The 23,689-nt window shown below is 57.6% G+C and carries 23 protein-coding genes; 14 read left to right on the top strand and 9 right to left on the bottom strand.

Going from position 1 to position 23,689, the window contains the following annotated elements:
- Positions 1-91: 91 nt before the first annotated feature.
- A complete protein-coding gene (locus G6N80_RS08495) occupies positions 92-256 on the top strand; it encodes a hypothetical protein (RefSeq protein WP_165133013.1) in 165 nt (54 codons plus the stop codon).
- A 43-nt stretch (positions 257-299) separates the two neighbouring features.
- Here G6N80_RS08495 and G6N80_RS08490 read toward each other — a convergent pair whose 3' ends face one another.
- From G6N80_RS08490 to mprF, 4 genes are all read right to left on the bottom strand, one after another.
- Complete coding sequence (locus G6N80_RS08490) at positions 300-1,526, bottom strand: TIGR03862 family flavoprotein (protein WP_165133010.1); 1,227 nt, start codon at positions 1,524-1,526, stop codon at positions 300-302.
- A gap of 48 nt (positions 1,527-1,574) precedes the next feature.
- The gene (locus G6N80_RS08485) at positions 1,575-2,207 is read right to left on the bottom strand and encodes a TerC family protein (RefSeq protein WP_062555327.1); all 633 of its coding nucleotides are present in this window, start codon (positions 2,205-2,207) and stop codon (positions 1,575-1,577) included.
- A 142-nt stretch (positions 2,208-2,349) separates the two neighbouring features.
- Positions 2,350-3,723 (bottom strand): virulence factor family protein, encoded by a 1,374-nt coding sequence (locus tag G6N80_RS08480; RefSeq protein WP_165133008.1) that lies wholly within the window; start codon positions 3,721-3,723, stop codon positions 2,350-2,352.
- Positions 3,720-6,320: a bifunctional lysylphosphatidylglycerol flippase/synthetase MprF gene (gene mprF / locus G6N80_RS08475; protein ID WP_165133006.1), complete on the bottom strand. Its 2,601-nt coding sequence runs from the start codon at positions 6,318-6,320 to the stop codon at positions 3,720-3,722. Before mprF ends, G6N80_RS08480 begins: the two co-directional genes overlap by 4 nt.
- Positions 6,321-7,175: 855 nt before the next feature.
- Here mprF and G6N80_RS08470 point away from each other — a divergent pair.
- From G6N80_RS08470 to visR, 13 genes are all read left to right on the top strand, one after another.
- The gene (locus tag G6N80_RS08470; protein ID WP_165133004.1) at positions 7,176-8,795 is read left to right on the top strand and encodes a globin-coupled sensor protein; all 1,620 of its coding nucleotides are present in this window, start codon (positions 7,176-7,178) and stop codon (positions 8,793-8,795) included.
- Between the two features lie 84 nt (positions 8,796-8,879).
- Positions 8,880-9,179, top strand: coding sequence for an STAS domain-containing protein (locus tag G6N80_RS08465; protein WP_062555330.1), 300 nt, complete (start codon positions 8,880-8,882; stop codon positions 9,177-9,179).
- Positions 9,176-9,541, top strand: coding sequence for a chemotaxis response regulator CheY1 (cheY1, locus tag G6N80_RS08460; RefSeq protein WP_062555331.1), 366 nt, complete (start codon positions 9,176-9,178; stop codon positions 9,539-9,541). Before G6N80_RS08465 ends, cheY1 begins: the two co-directional genes overlap by 4 nt.
- 16 nt (positions 9,542-9,557) lie before the next feature.
- Positions 9,558-11,861 carry a chemotaxis protein CheA gene (locus G6N80_RS08455; protein ID WP_062555332.1) on the top strand — a complete coding sequence of 768 codons (2,304 nt, stop codon included), beginning with the start codon at positions 9,558-9,560 and terminating at the stop codon, positions 11,859-11,861.
- Positions 11,862-11,865: 4 nt separating this feature from the next.
- Positions 11,866-12,333, top strand: a complete 468-nt coding sequence (locus G6N80_RS08450) for a chemotaxis protein CheW (RefSeq protein WP_062555333.1) — start codon at positions 11,866-11,868, stop codon at positions 12,331-12,333.
- Positions 12,330-13,238: a protein-glutamate O-methyltransferase CheR gene (gene cheR / locus G6N80_RS08445; RefSeq protein ID WP_062555334.1), complete on the top strand. Its 909-nt coding sequence runs from the start codon at positions 12,330-12,332 to the stop codon at positions 13,236-13,238. The genes G6N80_RS08450 and cheR overlap by 4 nt, the downstream gene beginning before the upstream one ends.
- Positions 13,235-14,275, top strand: a complete 1,041-nt coding sequence (gene cheB, locus G6N80_RS08440; protein WP_062555335.1) for a protein-glutamate O-methylesterase CheB — start codon at positions 13,235-13,237, stop codon at positions 14,273-14,275. The genes cheR and cheB overlap by 4 nt, the downstream gene beginning before the upstream one ends.
- The gene (locus G6N80_RS08435) at positions 14,276-14,665 is read left to right on the top strand and encodes a response regulator (RefSeq protein WP_062555336.1); all 390 of its coding nucleotides are present in this window, start codon (positions 14,276-14,278) and stop codon (positions 14,663-14,665) included.
- Positions 14,662-15,216, top strand: a complete 555-nt coding sequence (gene cheD, locus G6N80_RS08430; protein WP_062555337.1) for a chemoreceptor glutamine deamidase CheD — start codon at positions 14,662-14,664, stop codon at positions 15,214-15,216. Before G6N80_RS08435 ends, cheD begins: the two co-directional genes overlap by 4 nt.
- 11 nt (positions 15,217-15,227) lie before the next feature.
- Complete coding sequence (gene cheT / locus G6N80_RS08425; RefSeq protein ID WP_062555338.1) at positions 15,228-15,617, top strand: chemotaxis protein CheT; 390 nt, start codon at positions 15,228-15,230, stop codon at positions 15,615-15,617.
- Between the two features lie 116 nt (positions 15,618-15,733).
- Positions 15,734-17,428: a flagellar basal-body MS-ring/collar protein FliF gene (gene fliF, locus G6N80_RS08420; protein WP_062555339.1), complete on the top strand. Its 1,695-nt coding sequence runs from the start codon at positions 15,734-15,736 to the stop codon at positions 17,426-17,428.
- Positions 17,429-17,824: 396 nt separating this feature from the next.
- The gene (visN, locus tag G6N80_RS08415; RefSeq protein ID WP_244484767.1) at positions 17,825-18,526 is read left to right on the top strand and encodes a transcriptional regulator VisN; all 702 of its coding nucleotides are present in this window, start codon (positions 17,825-17,827) and stop codon (positions 18,524-18,526) included.
- A gap of 109 nt (positions 18,527-18,635) precedes the next feature.
- Entirely contained in the window at positions 18,636-19,277 is a 642-nt protein-coding gene (visR, locus tag G6N80_RS08410) for a transcriptional regulator VisR (protein ID WP_165136981.1), read from the top strand.
- A gap of 122 nt (positions 19,278-19,399) precedes the next feature.
- Here visR and G6N80_RS08405 read toward each other — a convergent pair whose 3' ends face one another.
- The 5 genes from G6N80_RS08405 to G6N80_RS08385 all read right to left on the bottom strand — a co-directional run bounded on the left by G6N80_RS08405 (position 19,400) and on the right by G6N80_RS08385 (position 23,684).
- Positions 19,400-19,837: a hypothetical protein gene (locus tag G6N80_RS08405; protein WP_062555342.1), complete on the bottom strand. Its 438-nt coding sequence runs from the start codon at positions 19,835-19,837 to the stop codon at positions 19,400-19,402.
- A 5-nt stretch (positions 19,838-19,842) separates the two neighbouring features.
- Positions 19,843-20,919, bottom strand: coding sequence for a flagellar biosynthesis protein FlhB (gene flhB / locus G6N80_RS08400; protein ID WP_062555343.1), 1,077 nt, complete (start codon positions 20,917-20,919; stop codon positions 19,843-19,845).
- A gap of 104 nt (positions 20,920-21,023) precedes the next feature.
- Positions 21,024-22,067 carry a flagellar motor switch protein FliG gene (gene fliG / locus G6N80_RS08395; protein WP_165133002.1) on the bottom strand — a complete coding sequence of 348 codons (1,044 nt, stop codon included), beginning with the start codon at positions 22,065-22,067 and terminating at the stop codon, positions 21,024-21,026.
- Between the two features lie 27 nt (positions 22,068-22,094).
- Positions 22,095-22,673 carry a flagellar motor switch protein FliN gene (gene fliN, locus G6N80_RS08390; protein WP_062555345.1) on the bottom strand — a complete coding sequence of 193 codons (579 nt, stop codon included), beginning with the start codon at positions 22,671-22,673 and terminating at the stop codon, positions 22,095-22,097.
- Positions 22,674-22,736: 63 nt separating this feature from the next.
- Positions 22,737-23,684 (bottom strand): FliM/FliN family flagellar motor switch protein, encoded by a 948-nt coding sequence (locus G6N80_RS08385; protein ID WP_062555346.1) that lies wholly within the window; start codon positions 23,682-23,684, stop codon positions 22,737-22,739.
- Between the last annotated feature and the right edge of the window lie 5 nt (positions 23,685-23,689).

Here is a 23,689-nt window from a genome sequence, read left to right as displayed (position 1 = left end):
GTCCCGCTTCGTTGTTCTGCCCGATCTGACATGATAGGTAGCGGATATATTCGGCGGTTGGAGAATGCAGGTGGACGAGGAGCGGGGAAAAGTGGAGATTTATCCACCCGGTCACGTGGAGCCGCTGCCTGACGAGGAAACGCCCGCGCAGCAACGCAAGCGACGGCTTTCCAACATAGGACTGTTCCTGTTGACGATTGCCGCTTTGGCAAGCGAAGTCGTCCCGTTCGTTCTGGCAATCTGGCTGTGGCAGTAACATCGACAGCTTGCAAGATGTGACGCCGGCCAGAGTACCGGCTTCAGAGTACCGGCTTCAGATAATTCAGAATTCCGTTCGCCGCCGCTTTGCCCGTCGCCAGGCAGGCCGTCAGCAGATAACCGCCAGTCGGAGCCTCCCAGTCGATCATCTCGCCAGCGGCAAACAGGCCAGGCTGTTTCGTCAGCATGAAATTCTCATCCAGCTCCGCCCAGGAAATTCCGCCTGCCGAAGAGATCGCCTCTTCGATTGGGCGCGGGCGAACGAGCGGAATATGCAGGCTTTTGATCTGCCGGGATAGCGACGCAGCGCTGGAGAAGGCATCGGCGGGCGCACACTCTCTCAACAGAGCGATCTTTACCGGAGACAGTCCTGCCGCCTTTCTGAGCCGGTTTGAAAGGCTCTGCGTCGTCGGCTGTCTCTCCAGGGCTGTGGTCAGTTGCGCCTCGCTACGGCCAGGTGCGAGATCCACAACCATTTCCGCGCGACCGATGGACACGAGATCGTCCCGCAGAGCCTGAGCATGGGCGTAGACAAGGCTTCCTTCCACGCCATGGCGCGAAATCACGAATTCACCCTGCGTCGTGCCGGCGCGGGATGTGATGCTGACGGATTTAAGCGGTTCTCCCGCGAACTTCGCCAGGAAGTAATCGGAGAACGCCACGTCGAAACCGCAGTTGGCCGGGCGCAGTTTCGGGATTTCAACGCCCAGAGAGGCAAGCATGGGCACCCAGGCCGCATCCGATCCAAGTCGGGGCCAACTTGCCCCGCCCATGGCAAGAAGCATTGCACGGCCGGATGAGCGCACTTCACCACTGGGCGTATCGAAGACTGCAGTTCTCCCCTCAAGAGATATCAACCTGTGCCGGCTGTGGAAGCGAACGCCCTGCATCTGCAAGCGTGCAAGCCAGGATCTGAGCAAAGGTGAGGCTTTCATCGCAACCGGAAAGACCCGGCCAGAGCTTCCAACGAAAGTCTTCGTTCCCAGGCCGTTGCACCACCCTCGCAGATCTGTCGGCGTGAACGCGTCGAGGGCAGTGGAAAGGCGTTCAGTTGATGTTCCGAAGCGGTGCCTGAAGACGGTGTAGTCTTCGGAATGCGTGATGTTGAGCCCCGATTTTCCTGCCAGCAGAAATTTGCGCGCAAACGTAGGCATGGAATCGTAGACCGAAACGCTGACGCCACGGAGGCTGAGTACCTCCGCGGCCATAAGGCCTGCCGGGCCACCGCCTACGATGATGACGTCGCTTTGCTGGCTGGACTCTGTCATTTTACATGCCTTGAGGGGAGCCGGATAGCTCCCCGCTTTCAAGGTTGGTCAGGCAAGCCACTGCTGGATGTAGGGCCAGACTTCGACGCTGCCATGATAGATCATGTTTGCCGTGACATAGACAATGACGGCGAGGCCGAGATAGGCGATCCAGCGATAGCGGTGGAGAATGCGCGCAACCAGATTTGCCGCCAGGCCCATGAGAGCAATGGAAACCACCAGGCCGATGATCAGAACGGTGGTGTGGTCCTGCGCCGCGCCCGCAACCGCAAGCACGTTGTCCAGCGACATGGAAACATCGGCGATGACGATCTGGGTCGCTGCCTGTGCGAACGTCTTGTCGACCTTCGTCTTCTCGGCATCCGCATCCGTCATTGCGTCTTCTGCATTGTGATCGGCAGAGCGTAGCTCAACCCACATTTTCCAGCAGACCCAGGCGAGCAGCAGTCCACCCAGGAGTTGAAGACCAACAATTCCCAGCAGGTAGGCCGTTATGGTGGCGAAGCCGATACGCAGCACGGTTGCTGCGATGATGCCGACCAGAATTGCCTTGTTGCGCTGGTGGGCCGGAAGGCCTGCAGCAGCCAGCCCGATGACGATGGCATTGTCGCCCGCAAGCACAAGATCGATCGCAATGACCTGGAATAAGGCAGCCAGGCCAGCGGCGGTAAAAATTTCCATGACGCTTTGTCCCTTATCGCGCACCTGCCCCCCGGCGTGCGCGCCTAATCACTCTTGATGATTGGCTACATAAGATTTTCCGCCGCAAGGCAAGTGTTAAGTGCCGTGCGGCATGAAAATCAGCGGGGAAGATGCGTTCTCATCATGAATTGATGCGCTTCTTGAGGGATGCCACAATCTTCTTGGCGAGCGCTTCATAATCCTCGTCGAAGTGATGACCGCCTGCAATGCCAATGGTTTCGATGCCACGCGGCGCAAGCGCCTTGCAGGCATCTTCATCATCTTCCGTGCCATAGACGCATTGAACCTTCTTGGGATCGATCTTTTGCAGGTCCACAGTCGGATCTCCACCTTCGCCGCTGCCGGATCCACCAAGCCAGCCGGAAACGGAGATTTCGAATTCTGCGGAATTCGAGAGAGCAAGCAGGCTCAGCATTGCAACCCGGCTGCGGTCAGCTTCCGGAAGCTGGTTATAGGTCGCAGGCAGAAGGTCTGCCCCGAAGGAATATCCGATCAGGAGAACGTTCTGAACGCCCCACTGCTTGCGGTAGGCGCGGATGACGCGGCTCAGGTCCGCCGCTGTCGAGACCGCGTCCTTCTTGCTCCAGAAGTAGCGTAGAGCGTCCAACCCTACGACCGGGATCCCGTCTTCCTGCAGAGCGTCGCCAAGGTCCGCATCGATATCGCGCCAGCCACCGTCGCCGGAAATGATGATTGCCATCGTGTTGAGTGTCGGCCTGGTATCGAGGATCGTGAGTGGCAATCCGAGCGGAGAATTATCCTGGCTCGCTGCATCGATTCGGTCGGAAAGCGCCTGGATCAGCGTCTCCTGTGCAGATCGGTCAGATTGTTCGAGGTCGATATCAGGCTGTTCCTTCTTCAGGGCCTCAGCATGCGCCGTCCCATCTGCGGTCGCCGATTTGGTCAGGAATATGCTGGTCGGCGCCGGCAGTGATCCGTCCGACAGCCCATATTGAATGCCGCCTGCAACGGTCTTCTTTTCTGCCGGAGTGCAGAGAACCTTCGGAAGCGCAATCGCAGCACCCGGATCGACGGCAACGGCTTCACCGATCGTGGCCGGAGGGCTTTGTGACATCATGCCCAGCACGTAAGTCGCGCCGGCGCCGATCCCGGCAATGATGGGTGTCCGGTAACTGCCGTTGCCGAGCGAGCGCTGTACCTGCTGGGCAAGCGACTCGATGTCGGAAATCGTGTAAATGCAGTCATCCGGATCCTTGCCCAGCGATGTGATGTACGTCGGCAGATCGATTCCGATGACAACGGCGCCCTTTTCGGTCAGCGCCTCTGCCTGCTTGTCTTCGTCAGCGTTCCAGCCATTCTCATCCGACAGGAGAAAGATGCTCGCCTTGACCTCTCCCTGGGGCATCAGGATGTGAGGGGAGGGAATCATGCCGGTATCGAACTTGGCCTCGACCCGTTGTGCCAGTGCAGGAACCGTAATGCCTTGCGCCAGAAGCAAAGTGCTGATGGCGACCGTCTTGAAGATAGATCTCATTTTCCGACCACGCCTCGCACTCCTCCGCTGATCAGCAGCGTCACGTCCATCAGAGCCAGCACGGCTCCAGTTCCCCCGGCCACGGCAAAATAGCGCGGCTCCCAACGGGGATGAAATTTCGATTTGAACGCTCTCAATCCCTTGAAGTTGTAAAAGCGTTCGCCGTGTTCAAATAGCGTGCTGCCGATCCGGTCCCAGACCGGAGCGACCTCCCGTCGCGACATGCCCGAGAGCGGTGCCATGCCGAGGTTGAACCATTGATATTCGGCATTTTTCAGATGCTCGATCAAACTCACGAACAAAAAGTCCATGGCACCCCGCGGCGCCTCGGGGGCGAACCGCATGAGATCGACGCTCGCTTCCGATTTTGTTTGTGTCAGGAAGACAGTAGCAAAGGCTATGATCTTCTCGTTCATGCGGATGGTCGCGACCGGCATGGAGGAGACATAGTCCTCGTCGAACGCGCCGAGAGAGAAGCCCTTCTCGCGCGTCTGGTGATGTGACAGCCAGGAATCCGAGACGGCTTTGAGTTCGGGCATCAGCGCGGCCACGTCCTCGACCTCGACAATCGAAAATTCCATGCCATCACGCTTGCCCTTGTTTAGAGCCTGCCGAAGGCCCGCAAGTCGCCCCCCCTTGAGGTCAAAGCCCGACATGTTCACGAGCGCCATCTCTCCAAGCTTGAAAGCGCGAAGACCCGCATCGGCGCAAAAGGAAAGCAGCGTAGGAGAGACCTGGTACAGCACAGCCCGACCGCCCGCATCGCGTGCGCGTTCGACAAAGCGCCAGATCATCTCGGCGGTCTCTTCCTTGTCCCCCACGGGATCACCGAGCGCAATCCAGGATCGACCCTGGATTCCGTACATGATGAAACTGCGCCCGCTCTCCGAGAACATCACGTGCTTGTCGCCCATGCGCACGAGGTTCGCATCGGCACTGTCCTGTGCCTGAACAATGCTGACCGCCTTGCTGATTTCGTCTGCGGTGACTTCGTCCGGCCGGTCGAATGCCGGTCGCAGGAGGCTGAAGATTGCAATTGCACCGGACAGGATGCTGACGCCGAGAAGCGCGCGCAGACCACGCGGCGCCTCGCTGAAGAATTCGAACTGCCACCATAGCTGATTGCTGTAATCCACGTCTCGATACACGAAGAACAGGATTGTTGTCGCACCGGCCAGAATGATGCCGAGCGTCACGATCCAGGGCGTACTCAGAACCTGATTGAACAGCGACGCGGGCCGGGTAAAGCGCTTTCCGTTCAGCAGCATCGCGATGATGAAGATCGCGAGGAACGTTGCCTCTCCCAGTGCCAGCGCCCGGATGAAGGAGAACAGGAAAGCGATTGTTCCCGCGACCAGCGCGACCCACCAGGCGCCATCCAGACGTTGCGCCAGTCCGCGCGACGTGATGACGAGGGCAAGGCCCAGCAGGCTCGAGATGAAGTGCGCAGCCTCGACCACCGGCAGAGGAACCAGTCTCTTCAGGAATTCCAGGTCCGAATCGGGGGTAGGGGTGACGCTGGAGAAGATCAGCATTGTACCCAGCAGCAATGCGAATGCAGACAGGAGAGGCGGGGACAGGCGTGCGGCAACATTGCCAATTTCTCCCGCAACCGGGTGCTTGGCAAGCGCGCGCGCCTCCGAGAAGACCACCATGACGATGGCGATCGTCAAAGGCAGGACGTGATAGACCATGCGGTAGAGCACCAGGCTACCCAGCAATTGATCCAAGCTGATGGAGCTTCCCAGAGCGCCGATGATGACCGCCTCGAACACGCCGAGGCCTGCCGGCACGTGGCTGAGGACGCCGAGACCAACCGCCGTCGAATAGATCGCGAAGAAAGATGGCCAGCCGATCGTGGTCGGGGGGAGCAGCACATAGAGCGCAGAGGCGGACACTGCGAGATCGAAAGCCGTAATCAGGAATTGTCGCGAAGAGGTCAGGGTATCGGGCAGACGAAGCCTGATGCCGGCGATTTGGACGCGACGGCCATTTCGCCCGACAAACAGGAGTGATGCCAGCATCAGCAGAATAACGACGGCGCCCACGCGGACATAGACGGGGTCGAAGCCGAGGATCGCCGACAGGCGAGGTGCGGTGACCAATGCAGTCAACGAACTGACCGCCAGCAATCCAAGGCCGAATGCAAAGGTCACAAAGGCGATGACCCGCGCCACATCCTCTGGCGTCAGTCCAAGCCTGCTGTAGGATCTGAAGCGAATTGCGCCGCCGCTCAACGCGCCGAAGCCAGCTGTGTTGCCGATTGCATAGGCGGTGAATGCCGTTGCGGCCACGGGCGCTATGCGCAGCTTCCTGCCGATATACTCCAGTGCATTGAGGTCATAGTAGATCAGAGAGACGAAGCTGAGCGCCGTGAAGATCACCGCGAGCACGATGTCTGTCCATGTCGTATCGGTTAGCGCATCGACGACTTCATCATAGCGAACTTCGTTCGTCAGTTTATAGACAGCAACAGCCATCATCGCGAAAACGATGAGCATGGCCAGCCAGGTCAGGTAGAACCGGAAACGCGCAAAGAAGGCTGCTACTCGGCTGCCTTGCGGAGTGGTGGGATCGTGTATGTCCTGACTATCCATCAATGTACCTGGCAATGCGTTATCTTGGTCAAGGGTCGCGCGCGTCACACACGGATGGCGGTCCAGACAAGGAAACCTAGGCTTCCCGACCGAAACCTCAACAATGTGCAAATAAGAGTTTGTTAACGGTATCCCTCTCGCGCCAACTTGGTCAAAAGTGCGGCGCTGGACAGCGCGCGCAGCCTTTGTGCCAGGACCGATCTATCAGGCCTAGATTGAGATTGTACGAAGACATGCCCCCATCCCGTAGCCCCCATCCGCCCCGGCTACGCATTTGTATGAATTAATCAGTTAAAATACGAGTAAACTGTTCCAATATATGTAAATCAACGCCGCCCGAATCCGAGGGATGATCAGTGATTGTCGTCAAAGCCCATTGCACGGTACTCGCGAGGAACCTCGGAAAAGTATCATATTCGGTAAGGCGTAACGGTTTTTATTTCGCCTCTTCATTGACTTGGCGCTAAAGCCTCGTGGCGTGGGCTATTTCAGCACTTTGGAAAAGCTTTGAAGGCTCGAAGCTATTAACCTTCAGGCAAGGAATTAACCATACAACTAGTTCTACAAGGCGAAGTGTGATGGGCCTATGCCCGCTCCTTCCTGGCATGATGCCGCGCCGACGTACCGGTTTTGGTCCGGTATGCTTTTCATCAAGCAGTGATTTTCATCAGGATCGTCTGGCAACAGCCGCGAGCCTTACCGGTTCGCCGCCCGTGAAAATCAGTGATCGGATGGAACGCGCAAGCCTGCATTCCTCCCTCAAGAGGGGCAGATAATGTTTTTAACCTCTGGATGCAGAGGGTTCGGTAACGATTTTCGCTGATCCTTGAGGGACAGCAGTGTTGGGGACGGGCTTTGGCTCACGAAACGGCAACGGATCAGGCAAGAAAGGCACAGGCGGGCAGCCTGCGCGAACGGCTTGCCTTTGCCGGCCTGGATGCAGAAAGCTGCGAGCTTTTGCGCCGGTTCCGCCCCACACTGGAAGGATGTCTGAAGGAAGGCCTTCGCGATTTCCTGCACAGACTGCAATCATCACCGGATGCGATGCGTCATTTCGAGAGCGATCTGCAGCTGGAAAGATTGCATGACCTGCAGGCTTCCCACTGGAGCGTTCTGACGGATGCACGCTTCGACGCGCTGTATGCGGAGCGCGTGAAGGTGCTCTCCGACGCCGAAGGACGGATGGGGCTTGATCCGCGCTGGCATATCGCTGGCCATGCAGTCATGCTCGAGGCCCTGATTGGCGGTCTCCTCGAACAGATCGGCGGCAGATCTCTGCTTCCTGCCGCTCGCAAGCGCGAGAAGGAAGTGACCGACGCCATCCAGGCGGTCATCCGCCTTGTGCTGGTCGATGTCGAGATTGCGGTGTCGCTTCGGATCAACGAAATCCGGCAGAAGCACCAGCGTTCTCTGGCAACCCAGAGAGAACGTGACCAGGCACAGGCAAACGACCTGTTCGGCCCCGTGGCAGCAGCGCTTGCGAATAAAGATCTGACCGTTGCGGTCAGCGACGAACGTCCGGAAGTCTATGCCGAGCTTTCCTCGTTGCTCGATCAGGCGCAGGACGCCATGTGCGCCTCACTCAAATCGGCCTCCGACAAGCTGCTGCGAGCCGAAACGCTTGCCGGATCAATTGCTGGCCAGACGCTTGAGATCGCGACGGAGGTTGACGCGCAGGCTGAGGCGCTTTCTGCTGCCTTCCAGGAAATCTCGCATCTGACACAGAAGGTGCGTGACAGCGCCGCTGAGTCGGCAGTAGCGGAAAAGGCGACGTCCGACGCTCGCCGCGCGGCCGAAGAAAGTGGTGAGGTTGTCGGACGTGCGATCAATGCCATGTCCGATATCGAGCAGTCGGCAGAAAAGATCGGGCAAATCATTGGCGTGATCGATGAGATTGCGTTCCAGACGAACCTTCTTGCCCTGAATGCCGGCATAGAAGCGGCACGCGCCGGGGATTCGGGCCGGGGTTTCGCCGTCGTTGCTCAGGAAGTTCGGGCTCTCGCACAGCGTTCCGCTGATGCGGCCCGGGAAATCAAGCAACTCGTCAGCGGTACCAAGTCGCAGGTCGAGGCAGGTGTGAAGATGGTCCACCAGACGCAGAATGCGATTGGTGGTCTCGTGCAACAGGTTTCCAGCATCAACGAAACGGTGTCCGGCCTTGCGCGTGCGACAGACGAACAGGTCCGCTCGCTTGAGAAGATGAGCCTCGATGTCGAGGTGCTGGATCAGCGTCTGGCCCGCAGTGCCGAGCGTGCGCGCGCTTTGGGCCAGGAAGGCGATGAACTCAAGACGGTTATCGTGGAACTGGGACGGACAGTGCGGGAGTTCCGGATTGAACGCAGTTCCGACAAGAGCCGCATCTGGGAAGCCAGAAAAACTATGCCGACGAAGGACGCAACGATCGAAGACACCGAGATTTCGTCCGGTGGAATGATGGCGTTCCTGTCGTCTCAGGCAGTTGCGTTGACGGGTTGAGTGGGGGACCGGCGCAGGCCGGACAATTGGATTTCAGCGCGATGTCGCGCTTTGCAAGAAGTTTCGAGAGACGAGGGTCCTGGAATGGCAGTCAACAATAAATCGGCCGAGACGCTCAAGCTGGCAAAGATTCTGGACCTCAACGAGGCGTCCAATCTGCACGGCACATTGACCTCCCTGCGAGGCAAGGATGTCGCGATCGATGCATCCGGCGTCGAACGGGTGGGCGTTCAATGTGTTCAGGTCCTGCTGGCTGCGGCCAATGCCTGGGAGAAAGATAGCAAGAGCCTCGTCATCGACAAGGTTTCCGATGCTTTTCGCAAGACCATGCAGCTCATCGGCATCAACATAGATCACCTGCTCGCGAAGGAGATTCGGCAGTGAAAAAGAAAGTACTTACCGTGGATGACTCGCGGACGATCCGGAACATGCTTCTGGTGACTCTTAACAATGCGGGCTTCGAAACCATTCAGGCTGAAGACGGTGTGGAAGGTCTGGAAGTTCTCGAAGAATGCAATCCGGATGTCATCGTCACCGATATCAACATGCCCCGCCTGGATGGCTTTGGCTTCATCGAGGGTGTGCGTCGGAACGAGCGTTATCGTGCGGTGCCGATCCTGGTGCTGACCACGGAAAGTGACGCGGAAAAGAAGAATCGTGCACGACAGGCCGGAGCGACCGGCTGGATCGTCAAGCCTTTTGATCCCGCGAAATTGATTGATGCGATCGAGCGTGTAACCGCCTGAACCGGGAATTCCTGCGATGGATATGAACGAAATCAAAGAGATCTTCTTCCAGGAGTGCGAGGAGCAGCTCGCCGAACTGGAATCTGGTCTTCTCAAGCTGAATGATGGCGACCGAGACCCGGAAACGGTAAATGCCGTCTTCCGCGCGGTTCACTCGATCAAGGGTGGTGCAGGCGCGTTTGGCCTTGATGACCTGGTTTCGTTCGCACACGTGTTTGAAACGACGCTCGATTGCGTTCGCTCGAACAAGCTCGAACCTTCGCAGGATGTCCTGAAAGTCATGCTGAAGTCAGCTGACGTGCTGGCAGACCTTGTGACCGCCGCCCGCGATGGCGGCGGCGTGGACGAGGGACGAAGCAGGGGTCTTGTCAAGGAACTCGAAGCCCTGGCCCGCGGCGAACTGCCAAGCGGCGGCGCTTCGGAAGCACCCAAGCCACAGGCGAAACCGGCCCCGGCCCCGGCTGCAGTAGCAGTGGCCCCGGCCCCTGCGCCGACAGATGACAGCGGCTTCCAGCCGATCCCCTTCACGTTCGATGAATTCGGCGATGAAGAAGCGACAATCGAGCCGTCCTCCTTCGAAGTGGTCTTCAAGCCGCGGCGCGAGTTGTACAGCAAGGGCAACGAAGCAGCTCTGCTCCTGCGTGATCTCTCCCGCGTTGGCGAGATGAGCATCAATTGCGATATCGACAGTCTTCCCGCCTTCGAGAAGATGGATCCGGAAGCGGCCTACTTCAGCTGGACTATCAACGTAAAGACGACGAAATCCGAGCAGGATATCCGCTCCGTCTTCGAATTCGCGGAATGGGATTGCGATCTCGACGTCAAGCTTGCCGAAAGCACGGACGAAGAGTTGCCGATGATCCCGGTACCGTTCGATCTCGATTTTCTCAGCGATCACGGTGCCGATGACGAGCCGGCTGTCGAGCATCATTCTTCCGAGCAGGCCGCTGCTGTTGCGGCCGCCGAAACGGCAAGCAATGTCAGCAAGATGGCTGCCGCTGCGGCCCGCGTAGAGAAGAAAGAGAGCCAGTCGTCCGCTGCAGCTGCTGCTGCAGCCGCAGCAAGTGCCAATGCGGCGAACGCTGCGGCCGGTGCCGGTCAGACGATCCGCGTTGATCTTGATCGCGTCGATCGCCTCATCAACCTTGTGGGCGAGCTTGTCATCAATCAGGCCATGCTTTCCCAGAGCGTCATCGAAAACGATACGACCGGAACATCGTCCATCAATATGGGACTGGAAGAGCTTCAGCAGCTCACCCGCGAGATCCAGGACTCGGTGATGGCGATCCGCGCACAGCCTGTGAAGCCGGTCTTCCAGCGCATGTCCCGTATCGTCCGCGAAGTTGCCGACATGGTCGGAAAGTCGATCCGCCTCGTTACTGAAGGTGAAAACACCGAAGTCGACAAGACCGTTATCGACAAGCTGGCCGAGCCGCTGACGCACATGATCCGTAACGCGGTCGACCATGGTATCGAGACGCCCGAAAAGCGTGAGGCTGCTGGCAAGAATCCGGAAGGCACGGTCAAGCTGACTGCAAAGCACCGCTCTGGCCGAATCCTGATCGAACTCCAGGACGATGGCGCAGGCATCAACCGTGAACGTGTTCGCCAGAAGGCGATCGACAACGATCTCATTCCGGCAGATGCCAATCTGACCGACGAGGAAATCGACAACCTGATCTTCATGCCCGGCTTCTCGACCGCCGACAAGATCTCGGACATTTCCGGCCGAGGCGTTGGTATGGACGTCGTCAAGCGGTCCATTCAGGCTCTCGGTGGGCGCATTTCCATCAGCTCACGGCCAGGTCAGGGCTCCACCTTTACCATGAGCTTGCCGCTGACGCTCGCCGTTCTCGACGGCATGGTCGTCACGGTGGCCGGACAGACGCTCGTCGTTCCGTTGACGGCGATTGTCGAAACCCTTCAGCCGGAAGCCGCAGCGATCCATTCCTTCGGCGCGAACCAGCGATTGATCTCGATCCGCAACTCCTTCTGCCCGCTGGTGGATGTGGGCCGGATCCTGAATTTCCGCTCGATGCAGGCAAATCCTGTCGAGGGTGTGGCTCTGCTGGTCGAATCCGAAGGCGGCGGCCAGCGCGCACTGATGGTGGATGCAATCCAGGGTCAGCGCCAGGTCGTCATCAAGTCGCTCGAAGCAAACTACACGCATGTTCCGGGCATCGCCGCTGCCACCATTCTGGGTGACGGTCGCGTGGCGCTCATTCTCGATGTCGATGCAGTGGTGGCGGCTTCCCGCGGCCAGTCGCTGCGCGGCGATGGTGCCCTGAAGTCGGATATGTCTTTGGCAGCAACGGGTTAAGTATATGTCGTACGCCGTGAAAAATCTTGCTCAAGGTAGCCGGGAGCTGATCGCTTTCCGTATCGGCGATCAGGAATTTTGCGTCAATATCATGTCTGTACGGGAAATCCGCGGATGGACGAAAGCAACGTCCCTTCCTCATTCCCCGTCCTACGTCATGGGTGTCATCAACCTGCGTGGCGCTGTCCTGCCGATCGTCGATCTCTCGGCGCGGCTGGGCATGCGCAGGGCAGAGCCGACCCCCCGCCATGTCATCATTGTCGCCCAGGTGAAAAGCCGCGTGGTGGGCATGCTTGTCGAGGCGGTGTCGGACATCCTGACGGTAACGGATGAAAACATCCAACCCGTGCCTGAAGTCTCGTCCGATCTCGAAAAACAGTATGCCAGAGGCATCCTGGCGATCGACAAACGCATGATCTGTCTCATCGAACTCGATGCCCTTTTCCCCGATACTGAAAGCGAAGCTGCATGAGAGCCACTGGTCTCAGCGATAGCCGGCAATCGCCGGATGAAGTTCTGGCAAGCGGAGAATATCCGCTGACACGCCGGGACTTGTCCGAAATTGCGGCCATGATTTATGCGGATGCCGGGATCTTCCTGAACGACACGAAGGCGTCTCTCGTCTATTCGCGTCTGTCCAAGCATATCCGCAATCTGGGCCTGAGTGGCTTTCCGGAATATTGCGCCCTCGTCGCTTCGCCGGAAGGAGCGCCGGTTCGGCGTGAGATGTTGTCGCATCTCACAACAAACTTCACTCGGTTCTTCCGCGAAAACCATCATTTCGAACACCTTCGTGACGAAGTGCTGCCGGGCCTGATTGCCCGTGCCAAAAGCGGTGGCCGCGTCCGTATCTGGTCGGCGGCGTCTTCTGATGGCCAGGAACCGTATTCGATCGCGTTGACGGTCATGTCGCTCTTGCCGAACGCGGCCGATTACGATTTCCGAATTCTGGCAACCGATATAGACCCGAAGATTCTGGCTCTGGCCCGGGCCGGGGCCTATGACGAGAATTCGCTGGAAACGGTTACGCCTGCCATGCGCAAGCAGTATTTCCGTGAGGTCACGATCGATGGCCGGCGCAAATTCCAGATCGATGACAAGGTCAAGAAACTGATCACCTACAATGAATTGAACCTGATGGCCCAGTGGCCGTTCAAGGGTCAGTTCGACGTCATCTTCTGCCGCAACGTGGTGATCTATTTCGACGAACCCACCCAGATGAAAATCTGGTCCCGTTTTTCCGAGCTCCTGCCGGTCGGCGGACATCTCTACATCGGACATTCCGAGCGTGTGACGGGAGATGCAAAAAATCTCTTCGATAACATTGGAATAACCACCTACCGCTACACTGGCAAAAGTGGGGGGAGGAAAGGATGAGCATGCCAGCAAGAGTTCTTGTCGTTGACGATAGTCCCACGATGCGCGGCCTCATCACGGCTGTGCTGAACAAGGATCCGGACGTAAGCGTCATCGGTCAGGCTGGTGATGCGCATGAAGCACGCGCTGCGATCAAGCAGTTGAATCCGGACGTCGTGACGCTGGATATCGAGATGCCCAACATGAATGGGCTGGAGTTTCTTGAAAAGATCATGCGTCTGCGCCCTATGCCTGTGATCATGGTTTCGACCATGACGCATCAGGGTGCGAATGCAACGCTGGCGGCGCTGGAAATCGGCGCCTTCGATTGTGTTTCCAAACCGGTACCTGGGGATGTTCGTCCGTTCGGCGATCTGGCTGAGAAAGTCAAGGCTGCGGCTCGATCCAATCGCGGACGGGTGCAGACCATGCACGCGCCTTCCGTGTCTCCGGCGGCAGAATACAGGGTCGGGCGCAAGATCGTCGCCATCGGTTCGTCGACCGGTGGGGTCGAAGCACTGATCACGGTCCTGCAAAAATTCCCTCAAAATTGCCCGCCGACGGTAATAACGCAGCATATGCCGCCGACGTTTACCAAAAGTTTTGCAGAACGGCTTAATCGTATCTGTGCCCCTGTTGTGCAGGAAGCAACCGACGGAGCCAGATTGGAGATCGGCAAGATCTATCTGGCGCCCGGTGGCGACCGGCATCTGCAGGTCGTCAATCCGTCAGCCCCGAGCTGTCGTCTTGTCGAGCGCGAACCGGTCAATGGCCACAGGCCATCGGTCGACGTTCTCTTCGATTCGGTCGCTGAACTGGCGGGACGCAATGCCGTTGGCGTCATCCTCACCGGAATGGGACGGGATGGGGCTTCCGGCCTGCTCAAGATGCGCAATGCTGGCGCACGCACGCTTGGGCAGAACGAGAGAACCTGTGTCGTTTACGGCATGCCTCGTGTTGCGAACGACATCGGTGCCGTCGAGCAGCAATTGCCGCTCGGCGCTATCGGTGAGGAAATCTTGAAATTAACTGCTGCCCGAAAAGAAGGTACCGAATAAATGTCTCTCGCTGAAAAAATCAAAGTTCTGATCGTCGATGATCAGGTAACGAGCCGTTTGCTTCTCAGCGACGCCCTGACACAGCTTGGCTTCAAGCAGATCACTGCGGCCGGCGATGGCGAGCAAGGCATGAAGATCATGGCCGAGCAGCCACACCATCTCGTCATCTCGGATTTCAACATGCCGAAGATGGATGGTCTGGGTCTGCTGCAGGCCGTGCGGACCAATCCTAACACCAAGAAGGCGGCATTCATTATTCTGACGGCGCAGGGCGACCGCGCGCTGGTGCAGAAAGCAGCCCAATTGGGTGCCAATAACGTACTCGCAAAGCCATTTACCATCGAAAAAATGAAAGCTGCCATCGAGGCAGTATTCGGAGCTCTTAAATGAACGAACTGGCCGCAGCCAAGCGGATGAATATCATCCAAGGCGAATTTAAAGTGACGGATGATCCCAACGCCGTAATTACGACGATCCTGGGTTCTTGCGTGGCTGCGTGCCTCAGGGACCCCGTGGCCGGAGTAGGGGGGATGAATCACTTTCTTCTTCCCGGAAACGGTCCGGGAGGCATGTCCGGGGGGGATATGTCTCGCTACGGCGTTCATTTGATGGAATTGTTGATCAACGGCATCCTGAAGCGCGGCGGGCGGCGTGACAGACTGGAAGCCAAGATCTTTGGTGGTGCCAAGACCATCGCGAGTTTCTCCAATGTCGGAGAGCAGAACGCGACCTTCGCCACACAATTCCTGCGGGATGAAGGCATAGCGATCGTGGGATCGTCTACAGGCGGTGAATTCGGGCGAAAGCTCGAATATTGGCCCGTCAGCGGTCGCGCTCGAACCTACCCTCTGACAGGCGCGGAAACACAGAAAACCGTGGCCCAGGAACAGCGCCCCGCGCGTCCTGCAAAGCCAGTGGAAAGTTCAATCGAATTCTTCTGATCGGAGAAGCAATGACCGATTTGCATGTTCAGCCATCGCTCTCCGAGGACGAAAAGCTCCCGGACGTTCTGATGCGCGTCGTGACCGAGTTGCACGACGTTGCCTACCTTATCGAACGTATCGAACCGCAACTGCTTGAGCTTGGCGGTGAGTCCGTCCTGCAATCTCCCGATAGCATGAAGGTGCTGCAGGGGATTGATCTGGCCGTTCAGAAAACGCGCGGGCTTGCCGAGTTCATCGACACGATCACAGCGGATATTCCCGACAACTGGACAGTCGACCTCACAACCGCTTTGAGTCTCGTCAAGCTGGCGGAAATGCACAAGGCGTTGAGCAGCGGCATGCGTCATGGTCATTCACAGCCTCTTTCCAAGGCGGCAGGAGATTTTGATTTCTTCTAATTTATAACTGTCTCCACCGTCTCGATGGGGCTTTGCGAAACGCTCGCACAAGCTTCGCCGCGTAGGTTGTGTGAGGGCAAAGGCCTACATGACCTATTAGACGGTGCGGGAACAGAATGAATCTGTTAGCTCAATTTAATCAAATAATGAAGAATTTCGGGTCGTTAGGCCAAACCAAACTGCTGACTTTGGCAGGGGTTGGCCTCGTATCCATGGCGATTGTCATCGCTGCCGCCCTCTATGTAAACAAACCGGCCTTCGAAACACTCTATGTGGGACTGGAACAGGCAGACCTGAACAAGGTCAGCGTTGCGCTGGCCGAAGCAGGTATCAACTTTGCAGTCGGCCAGGACGGTTCAAGCATACAGGTGCCGGTTGGTATGACCAGCCGTGCGCGTCTTCTGCTTGCCGAGCGTGGCCTGCCAAACAGCAGCAATGCCGGCTACGAACTGTTCGACAAGGTTGGCTCGCTCGGCCTGACCTCCTTCATGCAGGAAGTCACGCGAGTGAGGGCGCTGGAAGGCGAAATCGCTCGCTCGATCCAGCAGATCAGTGGCGTTGCAGCCGCACGCGTGCACATCGTCATGCCAGACGTCGGCAACTTCCGCCGCGCCGGTCAAAAGCCGACGGCCTCCGTCATGATCCGCGCCTCGACGGAAGCTGGTCGCAAGGCGGCTTCATCCATCCGCCATCTTGTCGCCTCTGCCGTTCCCGGGCTTGAGGTCGACGATGTGACAATTCTCGATTCGACTGGCCAGTTGCTGGCCTCCGGCGATGAAAGCGGCAATAGCAGCCTTTCGCGCTCTATGAATGCCGTTCAGTCGGTCCAGCAGGAACTCGAAAGCAATATCGACAAGGCACTCGCACCCTTCCTCGGCATGGACAATTTCCGTTCCAGTGCAACTGTGGTGCTGAACACCGATACCCAGCAGATCCAGGAAACCGTGTTCGATCCTGAATCGCGTGTCGAACGTTCGGTGAAGATCACGAAGGAAGCGCAAAAGTCTCAGCAGAAGCAATCCGACTCTGCGGCAACAGTCGAGCAGAATATCCCGCAAGCCGCGCCGCAGGCCGGCGGTGCTGGTGGTCCGGAATCGTCCGACCAGTCGGACAAGAAGGAAGAGCAGACCAACTACGAAATTAACTCGAAGACGACGGCAACGACAAGGAACGGCTATCGCCTCGAGAAGCTTTCCATCGCGGTCGTCGTCAATCGTGGCCGCATTGCGCAGATGGTTGGCGAACCGGTCGACCAGCAGAAGATTGATGCTTACCTGGAAAAGATGAAGCAGATCGTTTCGACGGCTGCGGGGCTTAGTGCGGATCGGGGCGACGTCGTAACAGTCACGGCAATGGATTTCCTCGAAAACCAGTTGCTTGACCAGTCTGCTGCAAGTGGTCCGGGCTTCGGCGAAATGCTGACGCGCAACATGGGCGGCATCATCAACTCCGCGGCTTTCGTCCTTGTCGCCTTCCTCGTCGTCTGGTTCGGCCTGCGCCCGGTCGTCCGCAGCGTCACCGGTACGGCCGTCAGCACGGAGACCGCTGGCGAGGCTGCCGGACTGGAACTGCCGGACTTCTCACCTGCCGGCGCCAACCCCGCCCTCGCAGAAGGCTTCGGAGCCGACTTCGGTTCGGACTTCGGGTTCGACAGCTCGAACGATCTTTTCGGTGCCGAGGACGATCCGAACGGCGGCTTCAACCGGCGCGTCAAGGAAGGCCCGGAGAAGCGCTTGGCCCGCATGGTGGAAATCAGCGAAGAGCGCGCTGCCAAGATCCTGCGCAAATGGGCTGTGGATCGCGCCGCCTGATCAGGCAAAGACAGATAAACCAGAACGCGAGAGGGTCGGCGAAATGCCGGCCCTTTTTGCTTTTGTGCCCTCAATTCAGACAGGCGCTGATCCTGCAAGCCTCGGCGTAAGACATTGGTTCAGCGCCGTGTTCCATACTTCAGGCGTCACAATATAATTTTGTCAGACGGCCCGGCTTGTGTGTATAAGGGAAAGGGAATTCGAAAACGTGCTCAAGGTTATGGCAATTCTACGATCCCCGCCTACAATGTAGATGATTCGACGTGCCGATGCGGGAACGGAAGAGGAGTTCGCCCTGACCGACGACTGATCGACCACTGTTGACCGGAGAGATGATCTCGCCGGAAGGAGAAAGGCGGAATGGAGTTGCGAGCCCCGGAACAGTTTGCGGGTAACATGGTGCAGCCCGAAGTGCTGGCCTCCACAACCTTTAGCCGTGAACAATTTCTCGCTAAGCTGTCAGCCAGCGGGTCATCCGGTCAGATTCAGAGCGCCATGGCGCAACTGACGGACTATGTCGGTGCCTCTCACTACCTCCTGGCGCGCTACGACCTTATTCAGGAAAATGGGCTTGATTTCATCGTCGCGTCAAATTGGCCGTTCGATCTGGTGCGCCGCATGGGCAGCGATCTTGCGCGCAGCTATGGGCGTTCCACCGAAATCGAAAAATGCCTGAGCCTGCTGACACCGCAATTCGCTCTTCTTCCGGATGATTTGAGCCTGCCGAAACATGTCAGTCAGCAATACTGTTCGTTGACTTTTTGCGTCGGGCGAACCCGCTTCTCGGTCATGCTCCTGTTTTCGGAAGGACTAATCCTGTCGCAGGATCGTCTGCGCGAGGTGGGGCTGCTGGCGGCCTATGTCCTGAGCCTTGGCGACACGCGAGAACTGCGGACCGAGCGAGACTTCGAATTGACCGACCGGGAACTTGAATGTCTTTTCTGGATCGCCGAGGGCAAGACCAGCGACGAGATTGCCGTAATTCTCGGCATCTCCCGCAATACGATCAATAACTATATCACGAGCGTGATGCGCAAGACGGCAACCAAAACCAGGTCGGAGGCGATCGCCTACGCTGTTCGCAATAATCTGGTTTAGGCAGTATCGATAACTCATGTGAGTTGTCTGCGGAACAAAAACGGGAGTTCTCTTGACAATCGGTCAGCGCGTTTCGAGCCGCTCGGATATCTTCCCAAAGCTCATCAACATGCAGCGGGCGCTGAATGCGCGGAACTTTGCCGTGTTTCGCGTTTCAGGATCCGGCTTGCCCAACAAGCGCAAGCTGGTTTGCGAAATGGAGAACTGGGGCGTTTCTGCCGCCGAGCATTGCGGCGCCTTCCTGCAGGCCTATGGCGACCGCCTGCTGAACCACATCGAGCTGTCACTTCTCCCGATGATCTGGAAGTCCAGGGGTCACACCGAGACCAGGCTTTCGATCAAGGTTTCGGGCATGACTGTCCTGCTGGATGGTCAGCAGCTTTCCTTCGAAGGGATCGCCTTCCCGGTTCGGCTGGGCGCCTTAGGCAATGGTTATGTCGCCTTTGCCGGGTCTGCAATGGACCTCTCGAACGACCTTGTCATTGACCAGCACGTGCGCAGTTGCCACGTCATGATGGACCTGCTCGCTATGGACGAGCGGCGGTCCATCCCTGCCGAGTCACTGAGCGAAAGAGAAGTGGCCTGTCTTCAGCTTGCAGGCGATGGGCAGATCAGCGAAGAGATCGCCGAACGGCTTGGTCTCTCCGTTCATACGGTCAATGCCTATCTCGGTTCCGCCACCATTAAGCTCGATGCCGTGAACCGGATACAGGCTATCGCCAAGGCCATACGCCTTGGCTTCATTCACTAAAGCATGGCGCGCAAAAGTGTGCAGCGGTTTTGCGACAACGACATGCGATAAACAAAGAGATTAAGCGTCAGGAGCGAATCTGAAAGATCGCGAGACGCTTTAAATGGCTACGAAGATTGAGTTCAGCCGGCCAGCGCGGTTGGCGTTCTGATGAACCGCGCCGCATGCAGGCTGCGCGAAAGGAAGCGCGTATTTTCCTCCGGGTCGTCAGAGGGGTTCTGGAAGGAAATATGGTCGATCTCTATGCCGGCGGTCTTGTCCGTCAGCATCAGTCTTGCATAGACGGAAAGGCCCTGCGGCTTGATCTCAAGATCCAGGATGACTTCCGGTCGACCGTCCCATTCCAGCTTGTAGTCGCCACCGGAACCGAAACTTACAGTGCCTGGATGGAAATACAGTTCTGCAGCCGAGGAAACCAGGTCGGCAATGCTGCCATAGCATTCGAGGCGCAGCAGCGAAATCAGGTCGGCCGCATCCAGCATTCTTAATTCTGTTGCAACTGGGCTGATCGCCTGAGCCAGGATTTTTTCACGTTCAAGCGAATAGTTGCATTTTTTCATGGCGTTCAGCGTATCCGTTTTTGAGGCGATCGCGAGGCGTAGACTCGATGAATCAGTTCGGCCACTGCCTTGTAAAAGGCTGGTGGAATGACACTATCCACCGAGACTTGCGCAAACATGGAGCGAGCGAGCGGCGGATCCTCAAAAACAGGAATGTTATTCTGCTCTGCGATTTCGCGAATTTTCAATGCGATCAGGTCACTGCCCTTGGCAACAACCACCGGCGCATCGCTTTCTTCGCGCACATAGCGCAGGGCCACGGCATAGTGGGTCGGGTTTGCAATCACGAGGGTTGCGCGCGGGACATTGTTGATCATGCGCTGGCGGGCGCGGCTGCGCATGACGGCACGCTGGCGTCCCTTGACCATCGGGTCACCCTGCGACTGCTTGTGCTCGTCCTTGATTTCCTGCTGCGACATCTTCAGTTCGCTGTACCAGTGATGCCGCGTCCAGAAAAAGTCAGCTGCCGCAAGCACACCGGTCGACAGCAGAATCACCACCATCATTTTCGTTGCGGCCACATAGAGCATGTCCGGCACCACTTTCGGGTCGGCGAACATGGCATCCAGCGAATGCATGAAGTCACCACGCATCGCAAAGAACATGCAGATGCTGACGACAACGATCTTGAAGAGCGATTTCCCGAATTCCACCAGGCCAGGTACGCTGAAGATACGCTCCAGCCCTTTCATGGGAGACACGCGGGAAATCTGCGGACGTACGCGTTCGAGAACGGCGGAGGGCAGGTTCTGTGCAAAAGAGGAAGCCAGACCGAACAGGCTGAACATCAGCATGGCAGGCAGCAGGAAAGAAGCCGTTGCCCAGCCGATATGCACACCGATCGACACGATATCCGAGGCGTTTTCCAACTGCCACTGATCCGGCTGTGCGATGATGTCCTTGAGCGTTTCCCCGAGGTCGAGTGTCCGGCCCGGCAGGAAGAAGATGAGGTAACAATAAAACGCAAGAGATGACGCGAAGAGCGTCACCTCTTTCGAAAACGGAACGTTACCTTTTTCAGCCGCGTCACGAAGTTTTTTCTCGGTCGGGCTTTCTGTTTTACTTTCTTTATCCTCAGACAAGGCTTCATCCCTGTGTCAGAGCGCCAGGTGCTTGACGCTCTTTCAACCGAAGATCGTCATGATCTCCGGAAAGCGACGGAATGAACCTTTCGAGTTCACTCCGCTTATGCGGCCGCCGGAGCCTCGCCAGTTGGCGCGGCCTCCTTGAGCTGTATCTGGCCCGCATTGGCCAGACGAATGGCTTCCTGCGCCACGGCGCGCCGTGCGATAGCCACTTCGCGCGGATTGATGGCCGCGTTGGAGCCGAGATCGGACTCGATCATGCGACGCTGGCGCGGGCTGATGGCAGACAGAACGGCTTCCTTGATTTCCGCCGAGGCCCCACGCAGGGCCATCGTCAGGATATCGCCGGCAATGTCGTTCAGCAGCATCACGCGGCTGCGCTGCGGCATGGCCAGAAGATCGTCGAACAGGAAGATCTTCGGACGTACCTTGTTGACCGATTCTTTGCTGATTGTCTCCAGCGACGTGAGCAAATTGTCGACCTGTGGCTTTTCCAACTCGTTCATGAGTTCCGCAACCTTGTTGGAACCGTTCGAGTTGCGCTCGGCTTCGATCAGCTGGATCAGCTCGATGACGCGGTTCTCGATGATCTGCGCCGCCTTCGGGCTCACATCCTTCATGTTGACCGTACGGTTCATGATGTCGGCCCGCTGGGCGTCGGGAAGCTGCATCAGGAGCTTCGCACCGAAGGACGAGGGCAGCATGGAGAGGATGTAGGCGATGGTCTGAGGATGTTCCTTCAGCATGAAGCGACCGACAAAGGCCGGGTCGGCATCCTGCAGGCGGTCCCAGATCGACGTCTCGTAAGCCTGGAAGGCGGTACGGCGACCCAGCAGCCCGTCCACTTCTTCCGGTGTCAGGCCCTCTTCGAGGATGCTTTCGATGGCGCGTGCGTTGTCCATGAGACCCGCACCTTCGGTGAACAGGTCCTCAAATTCATTGACCAGCTGCAAAAGTTCATCCGGCGGGATTTCGCGCAGTGTCTGCGCAGCTGCAATGATTGTTTGCAGCTCGCTCTGGGTAAAAAACTTCAACAGCTTGCCAGCAACCCCCTTGCCCATCGCAAGAAGGACGGCGGCGGCCTTTTCAGCTTGGGATAACGGTTTCTTGGAGACTGGGCCTCCGAAATCGTCAAAGTCCATCATGGTCTTCCCTCACTGTCCCTCATGGGATCAGACTTTGTTTGTACTCAACACTTCCGTTAGCTTGACGCCGAACCGTGTGTCGTCATTTTCGAGCACCGTGATCTCACCCTTGGCAATCCTGCGGCCATTGACGGTGATTTCGACCGGTTCTCCGATCTTCTTGTCCAGCGCGATAATGGCGCCTTCCTCAAGACCCATAAGCCCCGAAACTTGCATCTTGCTTGTGCCCAGGACGATTTCGACCGTAATCGGAATATCCATGATCAGGTCGAGGTTCGAATTGAGCGCGCTCCCTGGCTCCGGCATGGATGATGACGCCGACGAACCGAAGGACGCACCTCCACCGAAGTCACCTCCGAGCGAGGCACCACCGAAATCAGAACCGCCGCCGAAATCGGAGCCACCAAAGGCAGTATCCGATCCAAGATCGGCACCGAACGGAGATTCGGAGGCCGATGCAGACATGCCGAAATCGTCACCGAGGCTGCCGGTTTCGTCAGCTTTCAGCACGCCGCGCAGATCGTCGATCGCCTGATCCAGTTCCTTTTCGTCGCTGGAAGGGGCGAACATATCGTCCGGATTGAAAGGTGTCTTATTCGTAGCCATGAATTGATTATTCCTGTTGAAACTTGCGTCAGGCTGCCCATGCTAAATTACGAACCTGGCGGGTCACTTCATGAGATGTCTCAGCAGTTCGTCTTCGGTGCTGATGTTGTCCTTGACGCGTACCGTGTAGCGATCGCCTGAGCGACCGAATTCGCACGCATAGAGATCTTTCCCGTTGGCGCTGACATCGACCCGGACATCTCCCTTGTCCTCGAAGGCGATGACATCGCCTGCCATCAGCTTCGAAATGGTCTTCAGCGTCAGCGATTGCAGACGAATGCGCGCCTGCAGAGTGATTTGCGAGCGGCGCACCTGTTCGGCAATGCGATCTGCCCATTCCTGCTTCTGTTTCGAAAGCTGTGCCCGGGATTTCGGTGTCACGACCTTTGTCTTCAGGAGCGCCGTCTGCGGTATGACCAGGGCGATTTCTGACGAAACATTGCCGATCTCGACGGCCATGCGGATAGTAGCGCCGAATTCAGGCTTCTCATCCTTGTCCGCTTCCGGTCTGGCGGCGGCGTTATAGGGGCGCTCCAGCATCGCTTCGAAACCACCGGCTGCATTGACGCCCGAACGCAGAACATTCGCAATGCGCTCGAACACCATGGAGGCCAGATCGATTTCAATGTCCGAAAGGGGACGAGGATCCGGTTGAACGATGATGGCCGGATCTGCGCCCAGCATACGCTCCATCAATGCGATGACGAAGCTGTTGCCACAGGCGAGAACGAAGTTCGGGCACCAGTTGCGCAAGGATCCGTCAGCCAGGCACACGACATCGCCCAGCTGTGCGATAAGGTCCTGCATCAGGCCCGACTGGAAGCCGATATAGGAAACGTCGATGTGGATATTCGTCTCGCTGTGAAAGACATCCGGCAGAAATTCCGAATAGAGCTGGCCGAAATCGGCGGCAAGCTTTTCCACGGTCTTGTAGTCGCCCAATCCGCCGGTGAGCTTTGCAAGAAGCGCGAGATCCATACCGGAAGCCATGTCGTCGGTGCTCTTGGTCATCTGGG

The sequence above is a fragment of the Rhizobium rhizoryzae genome (genome assembly GCF_011046895.1).
In the GTDB taxonomy this organism is placed as follows: domain Bacteria; phylum Pseudomonadota; class Alphaproteobacteria; order Rhizobiales; family Rhizobiaceae; genus Neorhizobium; species Neorhizobium rhizoryzae.
This window is presented reverse-complemented; position numbering and strand designations above follow the sequence as displayed.